Raw genomic sequence first — 19,044 nt, forward strand, 5'->3', positions numbered from 1 at the left:
CAGCCCCTTCTGTGAATTCACTACTTTAAAATATTCGTATTCCTGCTTCCATCGAATTTCCCACATGAAACGTTTTCTTACCGCGCTAGCCGTCCCGCTGCTGTCTTCTTTCTCGCTGTTTGCACAATCGATTGAGTTACCGAATCCCATTCTAAGCGGCTTCTACCCCGACCCTAGCATCGTGAAGGTAGGGCCCGATTATTACCTGGTGAACTCCACGTTTTCCTACTTTCCCGGCCTGCCCGTGATGCACAGCCGCGACCTGAAGAACTGGCAGCAGGTGGGCAACGTCATCAGCCGGCCCTCGCAGATGAACTTTATGGGCGACCGGATGACGCGCGGACTGTTTGCCCCGGCCATCGACTACCACAACGGCACGTACTACGTCACCTGCACCTTCATCGACCATAAGGGCAACTTCGTGGTGACGGCCAAGAACCCGGCCGGTCCCTGGAGCGACCCTACCTACCTGCCCGAAGTACGCGGCATCGACCCCTCGTTGTTTTTTGAGGGCGACAAGGCCTACGTTATCTACAACAGCGACCCACCCGACAACAAGCCGCTGTACTCGGGCCACCGCTCCATCAAAGTAATCGAGCTGAACCCGAAGATGTTGCAAACCGTGGGCGAGGCCAAAATCGTGGTGAACGGCGGCGTGGACCTGAGCAAAAAGCCCGTCTGGATTGAGGGGCCGCACATTATGAAGCGCGGCAACTGGTACTACCTCTACGCCGCCGAGGGTGGCACCTCGGTAAACCACACGGAAGTAGTGTTCCGGGGCACGTCGCCGATGGGGCCGTTCACGCCCTACGAGCACAACCCCATCCTGTCGCAGCGCGAGCTACCCAAGGACCGCAAGGACCCCATTACCTCGGCCGGGCACGCGCAGTTTGTGGAAGGGCCCGATGGCAAAACCTACGCCGTGTTCCTGGCTGTGCGCCCCTACGAGGGCAACCACTATAACACAGGCCGTGAGACGTTTATCGTGCCGGTGGAGTGGAAAAACGAGTGGCCCGTGATGGAGCCCGGCCCCAATGGCGTGCAATATTCCTACACTGCCAAGTTTCCGGAGGTGAAGCAGAAGGGTGCCCTGCCGCAGAATGGCAACTTCAGCTACACCCTGAACTTTGACAAGCAGCTAGCCCCCGAGCTGCTGTTTCTGCGTACCGTGGACAGCGCTAATTTTTTGCTGAACAAAGCCAACGGCCTCACCCTCAAGCTCAAGCCCGAAACGGTGGCCGAGTTTGGCAACCCCGCCTTCGTGGGCAAGCGCCAGCAGCACCTATACTGCACCACCGAAACCGAGCTGGCGTTTGCGCCCAAATCGGCGGACGAGAAGGCGGGGCTGGTGGTCTTTCAGGACGAAAAGCACTTCTACTACCTCTGCAAATCAACTGACGGTAGCAAGCCGGTGCTCCAGCTTTTTAAAAGCACCGACGACCCCAAAAAGCCGGAACTGCTGAGCTCAGCCCCGCTGAAGTCGGCCGCTGGCAAGGTGCAGCTGCGCGTCACGGCTGCCGGCGACACGTACGGCTTCGCCTACTCGGAGAATGGCAAGACGTGGACGACGCTGAAAGACAAGGTGGACGCCCGCTTCCTGAGCACCCAAACGGCGGGCGGCTTCATCGGCTGCGTGATTGGGATGTACGCTACCTCCTCGGGGCAGCCGACGAGCAACACAGCGGCTTTCAAGTACTTGAAATACAGCGGTAACGACCCGATGTATAAGCCGGCGCAGTAAAGGTTGCTTTTCCCGACGGGCGAGTTAATTCGGAGGGTAGCAGGCCGGGCTGCCCAGTCTCTTTCCACTTCCTACCCCTGCCTCACTTCTATGAAATTCCCCCTCTTTGCCGCTATTCTGACTCTAGTCGCCTGCACTACGCTGCAAGCGCAAAACCCCATCATCCAAACCAAGTTTACGGCCGACCCGGCGCCGATGGTCTACCGCGACACCGTGTTCCTCTACACCAGCCACGACGAGGACGATGCCACCGGGTTCAAGATGTACAACTGGCTGCTGTACACCTCCACCGACATGATGAACTGGACCGACCACGGCTCGGTCGCCTCCACGAAGAGCTTCAGCTGGTCGCCGCAAAATGGCGCGTGGGCGCCGCAGGCCATCGAACGCAACGGCAAGTTTTACCTGTACTGCCCCATCCACGTCAAGGGTATCGGCGTGCTGGTGTCGGATAGTCCCTACGGTCCCTTCACCGATCCGCTGGGCAAGCCGTTGATTCAGAACAGTATCGATGATATTGACCCGACCGTCTACATCGACGACGATGGCCAGGCCTACCTGTACTGGGGCAATCCGAACCTATACTACGTCAAGCTGAACGAGGACATGATTTCCTACTCGGGTGGCATTGTCAAGTCGCCTACCAAGCCGAAGGACTACCAGGAAGGCCCGTGGTTTTACAAGCGCAAAGACAAGTACTACGTGGCCTATGCCTCCACCTGCTGCCCCGAGGGCATCGGCTACAGCATGAGCACCAGCCCCACAGGCCCCTGGAACTATACCGGTACGCTCATGGACCACGACCGGCGGTCGAACGGCAACCACCCGGGCATCATCGATTACAAGGGCAATTCCTACCTGTTCGGCTTCAACTACGCCATTTCCAAGGCCCTGTCGCCGACGCACACCGAGCGCCGCTCCGTGTGCGTGGCCAAGCTTACGTACAATCCCGACGGCACCATTCAACAGCTGCCGTTTTGGTCGGAAGAAGGCGTAGAGCGCGTGGCGACCTTGAACCCCTACCAGCGTACTGAGGCAGAAACCATTGCCTTGAGCCAGGGCCTGAAAACCAGTAAGGGCCCGGATGGCATGTACGTAACGAGCATCGACAGTGGTGATTACATCAAAGTCAAAGGCGTTGATTTTGAGAAGGGAGCAAAGGAGTTCATGGCTTCAGTTGCTAGCACTTCTGCCAATTCAGCCATTGAAATACACCTGGACAGCCCCACGGGCGCGTTGCTGGGGACCTTGAAAGTGAAGGACACCGGTACGCTGGGAAGCTGGGTGGTGCAGTCGTGCAAAGTCAGCCGGAAAAGTGGCATCCACGACGTGTACTTCGTCTTCAAAGGGGCCAGTAACAACGCGCTCCGGTTCGACTGGTGGCAGTTTACGCACTAGATAAGGCCGAGGTAGCCGCCAGCGAGTACGGCAAGCTGGCCGGTGCCTTGCGCTTTAACCTCTATCCCATGCTCGCTATCCTTTTCCATATGAATTCCCACCTTACTTCGCTTTTTCGGACGGGTCGGCTGCTCGGGCTACTTGCCTTACTAGGCCTAGGAGCAACCACGGCAGTGGCGCAACGCCCGGCTAAGCAACCGGCGGCAGGTGCCTTTTACACCGGCAAGTACCCCAACCTGCTCCGCGAAGCCGGCTACAGCCAGGCCGCCATCGACCAGAAAGTGGCCCAGGCCTATCACGATGTGTTTGAAGGGCCCAACAAGGTGTACTTCGAGGTGGGCGACTCGATGGCCTACGTGTCGGACGTGAAAAACCACGACGCCCGCACCGAGGGCATGTCGTATGGGATGATGGTGGCCGTGCAGCTGGATAAGAAGGAGGTGTTTGACCGGCTGTGGCGGTGGTCGAAGAAGAACTTGCAGCACCAAAGCGGGCCGCTGGAAGGTTATTTTGCTTGGAGCTTCAGCACCACGACGATGAAGCTCAATTCGGAGGGGCCGGCTTCGGATGGGGAGCTGTATTTCGTTACGAGCCTGCTGTTTGCCGCCAACCGCTGGGGTAACAACACGGGCATCAACTACTACCGGGAGGCCCGCCGCATTCTGGATGCGTCGTGGAAGAAAGACGGTACTGGCGGCGTGCGCAACCTGTTTAACACCGAGCACAAGCAAATTACTTTCGTGCCGGTAGGGGATATGTACAACTGGACCGACCCCTCGTACCACGTGCCGGCGTTTCTGGAGGCGTGGGCCGCCTACGCCAAGGATGGGCACGAGCCGTTCTACCGGGCCTGCGCCGATACAGCGCGGGCGTTTCTGCACCGCGCCTGCGCCGCGCCCACGGGTCTCAACTACGACTACACCGAGTTCAGCGGCAAGCCCCACGCCACCAAGTGGGCGCCGCCGGCCTTTCGCTACGATTCGTGGCGCGTGCCCATGAACATTGCCATGGACTACGTTTGGTTTGGTAAGGACAAAGCCTGGCAGCAGCAGTACGCGCGGCGCTTCCAGGGCTTTCTGCGCTCGAAAGGCATCAACACCTTCGAGGACCAGTTCAACGTGGACGGCTCGCGCCCCGAGTTCATCTTGCAGGCCGGCGACGTGAAGAAGCTGCGGCACTCGCTGGGCTTGGTAGCCACCAGCGCTGCCGCCTCGCTCATGCACCAAGACAAGGACCTGGCCTTTGTGCACGCCCTCTGGAACGACAAGCTGGCGCCCTACGAGGACGGTTACTTCGACCCCTACTACGACGGTCTACTGTACCTGTTCAGCCTGATGCACCTAAGCGGCAAGTATCAGGCTATCAAGCCTGCTCAGCACTAATACACTTAGCTCTAGCACTTCCCCACCCATGCTCTATACCCTGAAACGCCGTATTTTATTCGTTGGAGTGGTCCTCGCCTCGGCCGCTGCTACGCCCCTAATGGCACAGCAGCAACAAGCGCACAACCCCATCATCTACGCCGACGTGCCGGACCTGTCGATGATTCGGGTAGGGGACACCTACTACATGAGCAGCACCACCATGCACATGACGCCGGGCGTGCCCATTATGAAGTCGAAAGACCTGGTAAACTGGCAGTTGGTAAGCTACGCCTCCGACACGCTGGGTACCCAGGACGAGCTGACGCTGCGCAACGGCAAAAGCACTTACGGACGCGGCTCGTGGGCCAGCAGCCTGCGTTTTCACAACGGCACGTACTACGTCTCGACCTTCGCCCAAACGACCGGCAAGACGTATATCTATTCGACCAAGAACATCGAGAAAGGGTCCTGGAAAGCCGTGTCGTTCAAGCCGAGCTACCACGACCACTCCCTGTTTTTTGACGACGATGGCCGCGTGTATATGCTCTACGGCGCCGGCAAACTGCGGCTGGTCGAGTTGAAAGCCGACGCCTCGGGCGTGAAGCCCGGCGCCACGGAGCAGGTGCTGATTGAAAACGCCAGCGCCCCAGCCGGTCCCAACCTCGGCCTACCCGCCGAGGGCTCGCAGCTGTTCAAGATTAAAGGCAAGTATTACCTCTTCAACATCACCTGGCCCAAGGGCGGCATGCGCACCGTGGTGGTGCACCGCGCCGATAAGCTCACCGGCCCCTACGAAGGCCGCGTGGCCCTGCAAGACCTTGGCGTGGCCCAGGGCGGCCTCATCGACACGCCCGATGGCCGGTGGTTTTCCTACCTGTTCCGCGACTACGGCGCCGTGGGCCGCATTCCGTACCTGGTGCCCGTGACCTGGACCGATGGCTGGCCGGTGCTGGGCAACCCCGCCGGCAAGGTGCCTGAAACCCTCGACCTACCCCCCAGCAAAGGCCTGATACCCGGCATCGTCGCCTCAGATGAGTTCAGCCGCCGCAAGGGCGAGCCGGCCCTACCGCTGGTGTGGCAGTGGAACCACAACCCCGAAAACTCCCTCTGGTCGCTGACGGACCGCAAGGGCTACCTGCGCCTGAAAACCGGCCGCGTGGATACCAGCTTCGTGCTGGCGCGCAACACCCTCACCCAGCGAACCATCGGTCCCACCAGCGCCGGCACCACGTCCCTGGACGTGTCGCACCTGAAAGATGGCGATTTTGCTGGCCTGGCCCTGCTGCAAAAGCGCTATGGCCTGGTAGGCGTGCAGCAGCAAAACGGCGCCAAATCCATCGTCATGATCAGCGCCGAAACGGAGCGGCCCGTGGAGCTACAACGGCTACCGCTGACGCAGAACACGGTGTACTTCAAGGCCGAATGCGACTTCACGGACCGCAAGGACGTGGCGAACTTCTTCTATAGCCTCGACGGCAAAACCTGGAAAGCCATCGGCGGGCCGCTCAAAATGGCCTACACGCTACCCCACTTCATGGGCTACCGGTTCGGGTTGTTCAACTATGCCACGAAGCAGGCGGGCGGCTACGCTGACTTCGACTACTTCCGGATTGCGGACACCATTGCCGGGGCGAAGTAAGCAGCCGTACGTCCCAGGGCTGAAGCCCTGGGCTAAGCAGTGAGATATTAAACCAAAGCCGCTCCGTAGCCCAGGGCTTCAGCCCTGGGACACATGGTTTGCTTTTCGTTGAACAGAGAGCCAACAGCTAAACCAACTATTCCTACCCAACATGCTGACACACAAACTATCCACTATCCTGACTGGCCTGGCCTGCCTGCTGGGCGGCGCGGCCCAGGCGCAAAACCCAATTATCACCAACCAATTCACGGCCGACCCTACGGCGCGCGTGTTCAACGGGCGGGTGTATGTGTATCCCTCGCACGATATTCCAGCCACGCCGGGGCACGGGCGGGCCGGCTGGTTTGTGATGGAGGACTACCACGTATTTTCCTCCGCCAACCTCACCGACTGGACCGACCACGGCGTCATCGTCACGCAAAACAAAGTACCCTGGGTGAAGCCCGACAGCTACGCCATGTGGGCGCCCGACTGCGTAGCGCGCAACGGCAAGTACTACTTCTACTTTCCCGCTACTCCGCAGGATACTACCAGCGGCCGGGGATTCCGCATCGGGGTGGCCGTAGCCGATAAGCCTACCGGCCCGTTTGTGCCCCAGCCTCAGCCCATTGCCGACGTACGCGGCATCGACCCCAACGTGTTTATCGACCAGGATGGACAGGCCTACCTGTACTGGTCGCAGGGCAATATCTACGGGGCCAAGCTGAAAGCCAACATGCTGGAGCTGGCTGAGGCGCCGCACACGCTGGGTGAGCTGCCGACCAAAGGCTTGAAGGAAGGCCCGTTTTTGTTTAAGCGCAACGGCACCTATTACCTGACCTACCCGCACGTAGCCAACAAAACCGAGCGCCTCGAATACGCCACCAGCACCAGCCCCCTAGGTCCGTTTACCGTGAAAGGCGTGATTATGGACGAGTCGCCGACGGGCTGCTGGACCAACCATCACTCTTTGCTAGAGCTCAACAAGCAGTGGTATCTATTTTACCACCACAACGACTTGTCGCCCGACTTCGACAAAAACCGGTCGGTGCGCATCGACAGCTTGTTTTTTGAGCCCGACGGGGCCATCCGCAAAGTGACGCCTACCCTGCGCGGCGTGGGCCTGACCGATGCCAAGCAGAAAATCCAGCTGGACCGCTACAGCCGCCTGAGCAGCAGCGGCGCAAGCATTGCCTTCCTGGATACCGCCAACCGGTTTCAGGGTTGGAAAACGGTGTTTGCCAACAACCAGGGCTGGGTGCAATATAATGGCGTCGCTTTCGGCAAGCAGCCGCTCAAGACGGCTACCCTGCGCGTAGCGGCCCCGGCCGGTGCCACGCTGCAACTCCGGGTAGACGGTGCCACGGGGCCGGTGCTTGCCCAAGTGACCGTACCCAAAGGTCAGCAATGGCGGGAAGTAAAAGCGCCTTTAACCGCCTTTAAGCCTGGCACGCACACGTTGGTAGTCTCCTCGAAAACAAACAGCCCTGTGGAAATCGACTGGGTCAAGTTTGAGTGAGGTAGCCGGACCTAGCACCCTAGCCTCTTGCTGAACGCCCGGCTGACAACCCCGACGGCACCACCCAGCCCATGGTGTAGACGACTATAGGCGTGGCGCCGGTGAAGTAGCCTGGCTTCCTTCGTTTCTGTAACCAACTCTCCCGTGCACAACTCTTTACGCAAAGACAAGCTGCTGGCAGTGCTGCTGGCGGTGAGCTGGCCCCTGACTGGTTTTGGGCAGAGCGTGCAGCGCTACACCCGCGCCACCGACCGGGTCACGCTTACCCTGGCTGACGGGCAGCTGGTGTTGCGCCCGCTGGCGGAAAACGCCGTGCGGGTGCAGTTTGCTAACGCGGCCCGGCCGGAACTGCCTGAGTTGGTGTTGACGAGCCCAGCGACGGTGCCGGCGTTCAAGGTAATGGAAACGAGCACGGCGGTGCAGCTCGCTACCAAGCAGATGCAGGTGCAGGTAGACAAAGCCACCGGAGCCGTGCGCTACCTCAACAAGGCCGGCCAGGTGTTTTTGCAGGAGCAGCCCACCACCCGCCTGCGGGCCGCCGAGCCCGTACTGGGTGAGGCCAACGTGGTGGCCGAGCAGCAGTTCCTCACCGCGCCTGACGAGCTGCTGCTAGGCCTAGGGCAGTTTCAGGATGGGCACTTCAACCTGCGGAGCGTGACCCGGCAGCTGACGCAGGTGAACACCCAAATAGCCCTGCCTTTTATCTACTCCAGCAAAGGGTATGGCTTGCTGTGGCACCAATACGGCCTCACCGATTTCAACCCCGCCGATGCACTTATTCCGCTGGAAAAGCAGCTAGCCGCAGCGCCGGCCGGCCAGGCGGTAGATGCCACCACCTCCACGGGCACCCAGAAAGTAGCACAAGACCAGGCCACGTACAGCGGCACCGTCACGCTGCCGGCGGCGGGCACGTACGCCGTCATGCTCGACCTAGGTGGCATGGGCAACCGGCACTACGTGGCTATTGATGGCGTGGCCTGCATCGACCACAGCAATTTCTGGCTACCTCCTACGGCTAGTGCCAAGGTGACCCTGCCCGCCGGGCAACACACCATCCGGGTGGTGTGCAAGGCCAACAATACGCCCCGCCTTACCTACAAGCGGGTGGATGAGCTGACCACCTTCCGCTCGCCGAATGCCCAACTGCTGGATTACGTAGTGTTTTATGGGCCGCAGGCCGACGCCGTTATTCAGACTTACCGCAACTTGTCGGGCCAGGTGCCGCTGCTGCCGCAGTGGGCCTACGGCTTCTGGCAGTGCCGCGAGCGGTACACCTCCAGCGCACACCTACAGGAAACGGTGCAGGAGTTTCGGCGGCGCAACATTCCGATGGATGTGATTGTGCAGGACTGGCAGTATTGGGGCAAATATGGCTGGGGCGTCATGCAGTTCGACGAGGCGAAGTACCCCGACCCGGCTGCGCTGATGCAGAACCTGCACGCCCAGCACGCCCGATTCAATATTTCGGTGTGGGAGAATCTGAACAAGGAGTCAGCCATCGGCAAAAGCCACGTGGCCAATAACTTCTACATCCTCGATAGCCCGTGGCTGGACCTCACCAACCCAGCGGCGCGCACGGCCCACTGGGCGGCCATCAACCAGCATTTGTTCCGCTACGGGGTCGATTCATGGTGGCTGGACGCCACGGAGCCGGAAAACGACGCCCTGCACGGCAAAAAGCTGTTCGTGGGGCCCGGCGACTTTTACCGGCTCACGTACCCGCTCTACGTCAACCAGGCCGTGTACGAGGGCCAGCGCGCCACCAGCCCCGACAAGCGTGTGTGCATTCTCACGCGCTCGGCCTTTCTGGGGCAGCAGCGCTACGGCACCATCAGCTGGTCGGGCGACATTGGCGGCACCTGGGATACGTTCAAGCGCCAGATTCCGGCTGGCCTAGGTTTCAGTATCACCGGCCTGCCATACTGGACCACCGACATCGGCGGATTCTTCCGCCCTGGCGCGGGCCAGTACACCGACCCACAGTACAATGAGCTGCTGATGCGCTGGTACCAGTGGGGCGCGTTCACGCCCATCTTCCGGGTGCACGGCTACCAGACCGAAACTGAGCCCTGGAAAAATGGTCCGGTGGTGGAAGCCAACATCCGGCAGCTGCTCGACGTGCGCTACCGCCTGCTGCCCTACCTCTACTCGGCGGCTTGGCAGGTGCACCAGAACGGCTCGACACTTATGCGCCCGCTGGTGATGGACTTCCCAACCGACACCGCCGCCACGCACCAAGCGTACGAGTACGCGTTTGGCCCGGCTTTCCTGGTGGCACCTGTCACCAAGCCGAGCGTGACGACGTGGCCTGTGTATTTGCCAAAGGCCGCCGCATGGTACAACTTCTGGACTGGCCAGCGCCACGCGGGCGGGCAAACCGTGGCAGCGCCGGCGTCGCAAACCACGACGCCAGTTTTCGTGAAAGCAGGCGCTATTGTGCCCCTAGGTAAACGCCTACAATACACCGGACAGAAAGCCGCTGATACCTTAGAAATCAGGGTGTACGCTGGCGCCGATGGCCGGTTTGCTTTGTATGAGGACGAAGGCGACAGTTACCGCTACGAGCAGGGACAATATACGCTCATCGACTTTGCCTGGGATGAGAAACGCCAAACCCTGACCATTGGCCCGTGCCAGGGCACGTATCCCGGCGCGTTGCCGCGGCGGGTGTTCAACCTCGTGTGGCCGAGCGAGACTACCGGGCTAGGTGCCGCATTCGGCACGCCTCAGAAGCAAGTGATTTACACCGGCAAACGATTGACAATTAAACGGTAGCGTCGACTACCTTCTCGGCTTGAAATCAATGTTATGAAGAAGAGTTTTCTTAGTTTCCTGTTCGCTGTTGCCGCTTTTCAGCTGCGCGCCGAAGACGGCCACCAGCTCTGGCTGCGTCCGCACGCGACGGTGCCCGTTACGGTAGTGGCGCCTGCTTCCCGCTCAGTTTTGCTTGCTACGGCTAAGCAGGAGCTTCAGCAAGGCTGGCAGGGCAACGCCGGTGCCACCGTGACACTAACGCTCAAAAAGGACAAGGCCATTAGGTACGACGGCTACCGCATAAGTCCCAGTGGGGTGCAGGCCGTCACCGAACGGGGGCTGCTGTACGGGGTGTTTGAGTTGATACGTTGCCAGCAAACGGGCCAGGCCGCGCAAGCTGGCGTGTCGAATCCATCCTACGAATACCGTCTGCTCAACCACTGGGACAATCCCGATGGGTCAGTGGAACGCGGCTACGCGGGGCAATCCATCTTCTGGCGCAAAGACAGCTCGTTTGTCACCACCAGCCGCGACAAAACTCTGTGGCAAGAATACGCCCGCGCCAATGCGTCGGTAGGCATCAACGGCGCCGTTGTCAACAACGTGAATGCGTCGCCGCGCATTTTATCGGCCGAGTACCTAGCTCGCGTGAAGGCTATTGCCGATGTGCTACGGCCGTATGGGGTGAAAACCTTCTTGGCCGTGAAGTTTTCGTCGCCCGTTCTGCTCGGTGGCCTAAAAACCGCTGACCCCCTGGACCCCGCCGTGGTGAAATGGTGGCAGGCGAAGGCCAAGGAGATTTACCAGCAGATTCCGGATTTCGGCGGCTTCCTGGTGAAAGCCAGCAGCGAAGGCCAGCCCGGCCCGCAGGACTACGGCCGCACCCACGCCGACGGGGCCAATATGCTGGCCGATGCTGTGCGGCCCTACGGCGGCCTGGTGATGTGGCGGGCCTTCGTATACAGCCCTAGCGATAAAGACCGCGCCAAGCAGGCCTACAACGAGTTCGTGCCGCTCGATGGCAAATTCCGCGACAACGTCATCATTCAGGTGAAAAACGGGCCGGTCGATTTTCAGCCACGCGAGCCGTTTAGCCCGCTGTTTGGGGCGATGAAGAAGACTTCCGTCATGCCGGAGTTTCAGATTACGCAGGAGTACCTGGGGCACTCCATCGACCTAGCTTTTCTCTCGACCATGTGGGAGGAGTGCCTGGGTAGCGACACTTACCAGGCGGGCCCCGGCAGCACGGTGGCCCGCGTCACCGATGGCAGCGTGTACCCGCAAAAGCACACCGCCATGGCCGGCGTTGCCAACACCGGCCTAGACCGGAACTGGACCGGCCAGGACTTCGGCCAGGCCAACTGGTACGCCTTTGGCCGCCTGGCCTGGAACAACCAGTTGAAAAGCGCCCAGATTGCCGATGAGTGGCTCAAGCAAACCTTTGCCGGGGCCGCCGACCAGCAGGCAACCGCTTCTGCTGCGGACTGGAACGCCAACTTTCTGGCCCCAGTCACGCAGATGATGCTGGACAGCCGGGAAGCCGTTGTGAACTATTCGATGCCCTTGGGCTTGCACCACATCATGTCGGCCACGCACGACCACTACGGCCCCGGCCCGTGGTGGGCGCCGCCCAAGATGCGCGCCGACTGGACGCCGCCTTACTACCACCAGGCCGACGCGCAGGGGGTAGGCTTCAACCGCACCACCACCGGCAGCAACGCCGTGAGCCAGTACCACGAGCCGCTGGCCTCGCAGCTGAATGACCCCGCTACCTGCCCCGACGAGTACCTGCTCTGGTTCCACCACTTGCCCTGGGATTTCAAGATGAAATCGGGTAACACCCTCTGGAATGAGCTGTGCGCGCATTACGATAAGGGCGTGCACCAGGTGCGGCAGTTTCAACAGACTTGGGACCAGACCCGACCCTACGTGGATGCCGAGCGCTTTGCGGCGGTGCAGAACAAGCTGCGCGCCCAGAGCGGTGCCGCCGTGCTGTGGAAAGATGCCTGCCTGCTCTACTTTCAGCAGTTTAGCAAGCTCCCGATACCAGCTTCCGTCGAGCCGCCGATGCACACGCTCGATGGCGTCATTGCCAACGATATGGTACGCCCTAGGCCACTGCCACGCCCCTAAGGCTTCTACCTGTTGCCCAGCGGCAAATGAGCCGCCCGCCCTACCATCTACTGTATTTCTATGCATAGGTACCTTCTAGCTACTGCTCTACTTTTCATACTTGGGCAAGCCGCCCTCGCCCCGTGCAGCTACGGCCAGGCGGCCGCCAAGCCGGGCGCAAACCCGATTATCCGGGACGTGTTTACCGCCGACCCGGCGCCGCTGGTGTACAAAGACAGGCTCTACCTCTACGTAGGCCACGACGAGGCCAAGGAGGGCCAGATGTTCAACATGAACGACTGGCTGTGCTACTCCACCACCGACATGAAAAACTGGACCGCGCACGGCCCCATCATGAACGTGCGCGACTTTAAGTGGGCAACGAAGGATGCCTGGGCCTCGCAGGTGGTGGCCCGCAATGGCAAGTTTTACTTTTATGCGGCGGTGCAGGAGGGTGCCCCGGCCAATGCTAAAGCCATTGGAGTGGCCGTGTCGGATAGTCCTACCGGCCCCTTCGTGGATGCCCGTGGCTCGGCGCTCGTCTCCGACAAAACCACGCCCGGCCCCAACGGCTGGGACGACATCGACCCCACCGTGTTTGTAGATGACGACGGCACGGCGTGGCTGGCCTGGGGAAACCCCAACTGCTACCTGGCCAAGCTCAAGCCCAACATGACGGAGCTCGACGGCCCCATTCAGCGCATCGAGCTGCCCAACTACACCGAAGGCCCGTGGCTGCACAAGCGCGGCAAGCTATACTACCTCACCTACGCGGCCTTCGCGCACCAGGGCATGTCGGAGAAAATGTGCTACGCCACCGCCCCCAAAATCACCGGCCCCTGGACCTACCGCGGCATCCTGACCGACCAGGCCAAGAACAGCTACACCATTCACCCTGGCATTGTTGAGTTTAAGAAGCAGTGGTACTTCTTCTACCACAACGCCACGCTCACCCTACCCACCGGCGAAAGCGGGGCCCTGGGGCGCCGCAGCGTGTGCGTGGAGTACCTGTATTACAACCCCGACGGCACCATTCAGCCCATCACCCACACCGTAGCCGGCGTGAGTGTGCCGCCTACTCTCAACGCTAATCGCCCCGCGCCGCCCGCCGACGCGCCCGCTACTACCGCCCCTGGCGTTACCGTCGTGCAAAACATCCAGCCGCGCCCCGCGCAGTGGCCCGGCGCACCCCTGCTGAGCACCATGGCTGATCCGGCCAACACGGCCCTCGACAACATCAGCTTCAATCACGACAAGGGCGGCACCAGCCTGGGCCAGACTTTCCGGGTGTCGGCTGATGGCAAGCTGACCCGCATCGACCTGTTTGGGGGCGATGGTTTTGGCACTGATGCCAAGCAGCCCGTGACGCTGGCCCTCTACGACCTCGGCACGCAGGAAAATCCGGCCTATACTCCTGGTACCAACCTGCTAGGGGGCGGGAAGGGGCTAGCTATTGCCTACAAACCGCAGCCCGCTGGGCTGTTGCAGTTCGACTTTACGGGTGCCAACCAGGTGCCCCTGCAGGCCGGGCATACCTATGCTTTCGAGCTGCAAGGCCTGGAAAAGTCGGCGCCGCTTTTCTGGCGCGCGAGTCGGCAGGAGGCCTACCCGGCCGGGGGCGCCTACTTCAACCGGCAGCCGCTACGCCTGAACGACAAGCCCGGCTGCGACTTTGGCCTGGCAGTGTACACTACGGCTAACTTGAAATAACAAGCGCCATTGTGCGGCTGACTACCTAGAAGCTTTTCTCTATTCTTCACCTGGCTGCCCGCGGGCGGCGCACTTCCTACCCACCACTATGAGAATATGGTTTCCCCTACTGGCAAGCGTGGCCCTGCTGAGTGCTGAGCCAGCGCTGGCCCAAAAAATGGTGATGGAGGCCCCAAAGGGCTTCGACCAGCCCAAGGCGGGCATTGCCACCGGCCGCATCGACAGCATCAGCTACCCCTCCAAGACCGTGGGCACGGTGCGCAAGGCGCTGGTGTACACCCCGCCGGGCTACTCCAAAAAGAAGAAGTACCCGGTGCTCTACCTGCTGCACGGCATCGGGGGCGACGAGAAAGAGTGGCTGAAGGGCGGGCACCCGCAGGTGATTCTGGATAACCTGTACGCGGCGGGTAAGCTCAAGCCCATGCTGGTGGTGATGCCCAACGGCCGCGCCATGAAGGACGACCGGCCCGTGGGCAATATCTACGGCCCCGACAAAGTGGCCGCCTTTGCCAACTTCGAGCAAGACCTGCTCACCGACCTCATTCCCTACATCGAAAAGCACTACCCAGCCCTCAAAAACCGCGAGGACCGGGCCATTGCCGGCCTGTCGATGGGCGGGGGGCAGTCGCTGGATTTTGGCTTAGGCCACCTCGATAAGTTCGCCTGGGTGGGCGGCTTCTCGTCGGCCCCGAACACCAAGATGCCCGAGCAGCTGGTGCCCGACCCCGAAAAGGCCAAGAAGCAACTCAAGCTACTCTGGATTTCGTGCGGCGACGCCGACGGCCTGCTGCCCATCAGCCAGCGCACCCACGACTACCTCTACGAACACAACGTGCCCCACGTGTACTACCTCGAAGCCGGCGGGCACGACTTCAAGGTGTGGAAAAACGGGCTGTACATGTTCTCGCAGCAGCTCTTTAAGCCCGTGGATGTGGCCGCCCTACCCACCTATACCGTGCTAGGGGCGCCGGCCGCCACCAACGTGCGCAACGCCAAGTACCCCCAGATTCTACCCGACAATCGCGCCGTATTTCGCCTCAAAGCCCCCGGCGTGCAGAAAGCGCAGCTGGACCTAGGCCATAAATATGACATGGTGAAGGACAGTACCGGCACCTGGACCGTGACCACCGACACCCTGAGCCGCGGCCTGCACTATTACTCGCTCATTCTCGACGGCCTACCCATTGCCGACCCCGCCAGCGATACGTTCTACGGCATGGGCCGCATGGCCAGCGGCATTGAAATTCCCGGCCGCGGCACCGCCTTCTACGCTATGCGCGACGTGCCCCACGGCGAGGTGCGCGAGCGGCGGTTCTTCTCCAAAGTCACCAATTCGTGGCGGCGGTTTTTTGTGTACACCCCGCCGGGCTACGATGCTAATACCGCCGAGAAGTACCCGGTGCTCTACCTGCTGCACGGCGGCGGCGAAGACGAAACCGGCTGGGCCAAGCAAGGCAAAACCGACCTCATTCTGGACAACCTGATTGCCGATAAAAAGGCCAAACCTATGCTCGTGGTGATGCTCGACGGCAACATGGGCGGCTCCGGTGGCTTGGCCGGCTTCGGCGAGCAAACGCTGAAGCGCTTCGAGGACGAGCTCAAACAAACCGTGCTGCCGGTAGTGGAAAGCAACTACCGCGTAGCCCCCGGCGCCCAAAACCGCGCCCTGGCCGGCCTATCGATGGGTGGCCTACAGACGCTGTACGCGGGCATGAAGAACACCGACCAGTTTGCCTACCTAGGGGTGTTCAGCTCGGGCTTCTTCGCGAACAACGCAGCCCTGTCGGACCCGCAGTATGCCTACATGAAGGCCAACGCCAATACCATCAACACCAACCTCAAGCAATTGTGGCTCTCGATGGGCGGCCCGGAGGACATTGCCTACGCCAACAACAAGGTGATGCGCGCCAAGATGGATGAGCTCGGCATTAAGTACGTGTACAGCGAGTACCCTGGTGGCCACACCTGGCCTGTCTGGCGCCACGATTTGTATATGTTTGCCCAGAAGCTGTTTTAGACTGCTATCCGCAGCTAAGAAGCATGATGGTAACGTCATGCTGAGCCTGTCGAAACATCTCTCCCGCTTCGCCTAGCGGTTATAGAGACGCATACTTGCGTCTCCCGCGTGCTGGTGTTGTTTAGCTAGCGGTTCTAGGCCAGTCGTTCAACAAGGAGACGCAAGTATGCGTCTCTACATCGTCCTTACAAAGCAGGAGGGATGCTTAGGCTCAACCTAATTGCCTTTAGCCTAGAAAACCTATTCCAACCCTCACTTTCCTCGAAAGTCAGCGCTTATCCACTCACCTACCTATGAAAACAATCCCACGCTTAGCCAAGACCTTTCTGCTGCTGCTCTGCTGGGCAGGTGCTCTTGGGACGGTGGCGGGCAAGCCAAAGCCTACCCCGTTGCGGCTGTGGTACGATAAACCCGCTGCTAACTGGAATGAGGCCCTACCCCTCGGCAACGGCCGCCTGGGCGTCATGGTGTTTGGCGGGCCCCAGCGCGAGCGGCTGCAGCTAAATGAGGAAACCATCTGGGGCGGCGGACCCAACAACAACGTGAAGGCCAATGCGCTGCCCGTAGTGCGGCAGCTCCGCGAGCAGCTGCTGGCTGGGCACCTAGTGGAAGCGCAGGCACTGGCCCAAGCGCAGATGCAGCCCGCCGGCAACAGCGGCATGCCCTACCAGACGGCCTCAAACGTGTACCTCGACTTTGCCGGCCACGACAGCCCTACCCACTACCAGCGCGACCTGGACATCAGCCGGGCCGTGGCCTCGGTGAGCTACGAGGTAGGCGGCATCACTTACCGGCGCGAGGTATTTAGCTCCTTACCCGACCAGGTGATGATCGTGCGCCTCACGGCCAGCAAGCCGGGCAGTATTAGCTGCCAGCTCAGCGAGGAAAGTCCGATGCAGCACACCCAGCACGCCGAGCAAAACCAGCTGGTGCTGGATGGCCGCGGCAGTGAGCACGAAGGGCAGGAGGGCAAGGTGCGCTTTCAAACGCGGGTGCAGGCTGTAACCGAAGGCGGCACCACGCAAGCCACCGACGCAGGCATTCGGATTCAGAATGCCAACAGCGCCACGCTCTACATTTCTATCGGCACCAACTTCGTGAACTACCACGATGTGAGCGGCGACCCGGCCGCGCGGGCCACGGCCTACCTGGCGGCCGCCGTGCGCAAGCCCTACAAGCAAGCCCTGGCCGACCACGTAGCCGCCTACCAGCGTTACTTCAACCGCGTGACGCTAAACCTGGGCGTGACGCCCGCCGCCGAACTGCCTACACCCCAGCGTATTGCCAATTTTGCCCAGGGCAACGACCCCGCGCTGGCGGCCTTGTATTTCCAATACGGGCGCTACCTGCTCATCAGCTCGTCGCAGCCGGGCGGGCAGCCGGCCAACCTGCAAGGCATTTGGAACGACCAGCTCAAGGGGCCTTGGGACAGCAAGTACACGGTGAACATCAACACCGAAATGAACTACTGGCCGGCCGAAGTTACCAACCTGACCGAGCTGCACGAGCCGCTGTTTGGGATGATAAAGGACCTGAGCGTGACCGGGCAGCAGAGCGCCCAGCAGCTATACGGCGCCCGTGGCTGGAACCTGCACCACAACACCGACATCTGGCGCATCACGGGGCAGGTCGACCCGCCGCAGTACGGCCTCTGGCCCATGGGCGGCGCCTGGCTGAGCCAGCACCTCTGGGACCATTACCAGTTCACCGGCGACCTGGCTTTCCTGCGCGACTACTACCCCGTGCTGAAAGGCGCGGCTACCTACTTCGTCGATGCCTTGCAGGAGGAGCCTACCCACCATTGGCTGGTGGTGGCGCCCTCGGTGTCGCCCGAAAACACGTATCAGCTTCAGGGCAAGCAGATTGCGCTGGTGGCCGGCACCACCATGGACAACCAGCTGGTGTTCGACCTGTTCTCGAAAACCATCCGGGCCGCCGAGCTGCTGCAGCTGGATACGCCCTTTACCGACACCCTGCGCACCCTGCGCGAGCGGCTGCCCCCCATGCAGATTGGCCAGTACGGACAGGTGCAGGAGTGGCTGCAAGACGTGGACAACCCCCAGGACCAGCACCGCCACATTTCCCACCTCTACGGCCTCTACCCCAGCGGGCAGATTTCGCCCTACCGCACGCCCGCGCTGTTTGAGGCCGCCCGCGTGACGCTCACCCAGCGCGGCGACGTGAGTACGGGGTGGTCGATGGGGTGGAAGGTGAACTTTTGGGCCCGCATGCAGGATGGCAACCACGCCTACAAGCTGCTCACCGAGCAGTTGCGGCTGCGCTCCGGCGCGGGCGGCAACCGGGGCGAGGGCGGCGGCACCTACCCCAACCTGCTGGACGCGCACCCGCCCTTCCAGATTGACGGCAACTTTGGCTGCACCGCCGGCCTGGCCGAGCTGTTCGTGCAGAGCTACGACGGCACCCTCGACCTATTGCCCGCCCTACCCGACGCCTGGCCTACCGGCGAGGTAACGGGCCTGGTAGCCCGCGGCGGCTACGTGGTAGACCTGGCCTGGGACAAGGGCCACGTGACGCGGGTGCGCATCACCTCCCGCCTCGGGGGCAACTGCCGGGTGCGGGTGCACAGCCCCATCAAAGCCACCGGCGGCACCAAGCTGCAAGAGGCGCAGGGCGACAACCCCAACCCGTTTTACCAAACCCTGGCCGTGAAGCCGCCGCTGGTATCCGGCAAAACTACGCCGAAGCAGCCCACGCTGGCCCCGTCGTTTGTGTATGATTTTCCCACCGAAGCCGGCAAAACCTACTCCCTACGAGCACGCTAGCTCCGTGGCATTTGCCTGCTTCTCTCTC

General features: G+C 61.2%; 10 protein-coding genes. All 10 read left to right on the forward strand.

Annotation, left to right across the window (positions count from 1 at the left end; all coding sequences use genetic code 11):
- The first annotated feature begins 64 nt into the window (after positions 1-64).
- The 10 genes from H8B15_RS03715 to H8B15_RS03760 all read left to right on the forward strand — a co-directional run bounded on the left by H8B15_RS03715 (position 65) and on the right by H8B15_RS03760 (position 19,016).
- The gene (locus H8B15_RS03715; RefSeq protein WP_187318316.1) at positions 65-1,741 is read left to right on the forward strand and encodes a glycoside hydrolase family 43 protein; all 1,677 of its coding nucleotides are present in this window, start codon (positions 65-67) and stop codon (positions 1,739-1,741) included.
- 90 nt (positions 1,742-1,831) lie between these two features.
- Positions 1,832-3,139 carry a glycoside hydrolase family 43 protein gene (locus tag H8B15_RS03720; RefSeq protein ID WP_187318317.1) on the forward strand — a complete coding sequence of 436 codons (1,308 nt, stop codon included), beginning with the start codon at positions 1,832-1,834 and terminating at the stop codon, positions 3,137-3,139.
- Positions 3,140-3,228: 89 nt separating this feature from the next.
- The gene (locus tag H8B15_RS03725) at positions 3,229-4,521 is read left to right on the forward strand and encodes a family 8 glycosyl hydrolase (RefSeq protein WP_187318318.1); all 1,293 of its coding nucleotides are present in this window, start codon (positions 3,229-3,231) and stop codon (positions 4,519-4,521) included.
- A gap of 100 nt (positions 4,522-4,621) precedes the next feature.
- Positions 4,622-6,142: a glycoside hydrolase family 43 protein gene (locus H8B15_RS03730; protein ID WP_246455315.1), complete on the forward strand. Its 1,521-nt coding sequence runs from the start codon at positions 4,622-4,624 to the stop codon at positions 6,140-6,142.
- A gap of 151 nt (positions 6,143-6,293) precedes the next feature.
- A complete protein-coding gene (locus tag H8B15_RS03735; RefSeq protein WP_187318320.1) occupies positions 6,294-7,640 on the forward strand; it encodes a family 43 glycosylhydrolase in 1,347 nt (448 codons plus the stop codon).
- Positions 7,641-7,784: 144 nt separating this feature from the next.
- The gene (locus tag H8B15_RS03740) at positions 7,785-10,415 is read left to right on the forward strand and encodes a TIM-barrel domain-containing protein (RefSeq protein ID WP_216859061.1); all 2,631 of its coding nucleotides are present in this window, start codon (positions 7,785-7,787) and stop codon (positions 10,413-10,415) included.
- A 33-nt stretch (positions 10,416-10,448) separates the two neighbouring features.
- A complete protein-coding gene (locus H8B15_RS03745; protein WP_187318321.1) occupies positions 10,449-12,527 on the forward strand; it encodes an alpha-glucuronidase in 2,079 nt (692 codons plus the stop codon).
- A 60-nt stretch (positions 12,528-12,587) separates the two neighbouring features.
- Positions 12,588-14,216, forward strand: a complete 1,629-nt coding sequence (locus H8B15_RS03750; protein WP_187318322.1) for a glycoside hydrolase family 43 protein — start codon at positions 12,588-12,590, stop codon at positions 14,214-14,216.
- Between the two features lie 88 nt (positions 14,217-14,304).
- Positions 14,305-16,233, forward strand: coding sequence for an alpha/beta hydrolase-fold protein (locus H8B15_RS03755; RefSeq protein ID WP_187318323.1), 1,929 nt, complete (start codon positions 14,305-14,307; stop codon positions 16,231-16,233).
- 293 nt (positions 16,234-16,526) lie between these two features.
- Positions 16,527-19,016 (forward strand): glycoside hydrolase family 95 protein, encoded by a 2,490-nt coding sequence (locus H8B15_RS03760; RefSeq protein ID WP_187318324.1) that lies wholly within the window; start codon positions 16,527-16,529, stop codon positions 19,014-19,016.
- The last annotated feature ends 28 nt before the right edge of the window (positions 19,017-19,044 follow it).

The sequence above is a fragment of the Hymenobacter citatus genome, from assembly GCF_014333615.1.
Lineage (GTDB): Bacteria > Bacteroidota > Bacteroidia > Cytophagales > Hymenobacteraceae > Hymenobacter > Hymenobacter citatus.

Excerpts from the sequence above, each read along its gene's own strand:
- H8B15_RS03715 (WP_187318316.1), top strand. The coding sequence starts at position 65 with ATGAAACGTTTTCTTACCGCGCTAGCCGTCCCGCTGCTGTCTTCTTTC.
- H8B15_RS03720 (WP_187318317.1), top strand. The coding sequence starts at position 1,832 with ATGAAATTCCCCCTCTTTGCCGCTATTCTGACTCTAGTCGCCTGCACT.
- H8B15_RS03725 (WP_187318318.1), top strand. The coding sequence starts at position 3,229 with ATGAATTCCCACCTTACTTCGCTTTTTCGGACGGGTCGGCTGCTCGGG.
- H8B15_RS03730 (WP_246455315.1), top strand. The coding sequence starts at position 4,622 with ATGGCACAGCAGCAACAAGCGCACAACCCCATCATCTACGCCGACGTG.
- H8B15_RS03735 (WP_187318320.1), top strand. The coding sequence starts at position 6,294 with ATGCTGACACACAAACTATCCACTATCCTGACTGGCCTGGCCTGCCTG.
- H8B15_RS03745 (WP_187318321.1), top strand. The coding sequence starts at position 10,449 with ATGAAGAAGAGTTTTCTTAGTTTCCTGTTCGCTGTTGCCGCTTTTCAG.
- H8B15_RS03750 (WP_187318322.1), top strand. The coding sequence starts at position 12,588 with ATGCATAGGTACCTTCTAGCTACTGCTCTACTTTTCATACTTGGGCAA.
- H8B15_RS03755 (WP_187318323.1), top strand. The coding sequence starts at position 14,305 with ATGAGAATATGGTTTCCCCTACTGGCAAGCGTGGCCCTGCTGAGTGCT.
- H8B15_RS03760 (WP_187318324.1), top strand. The coding sequence starts at position 16,527 with ATGAAAACAATCCCACGCTTAGCCAAGACCTTTCTGCTGCTGCTCTGC.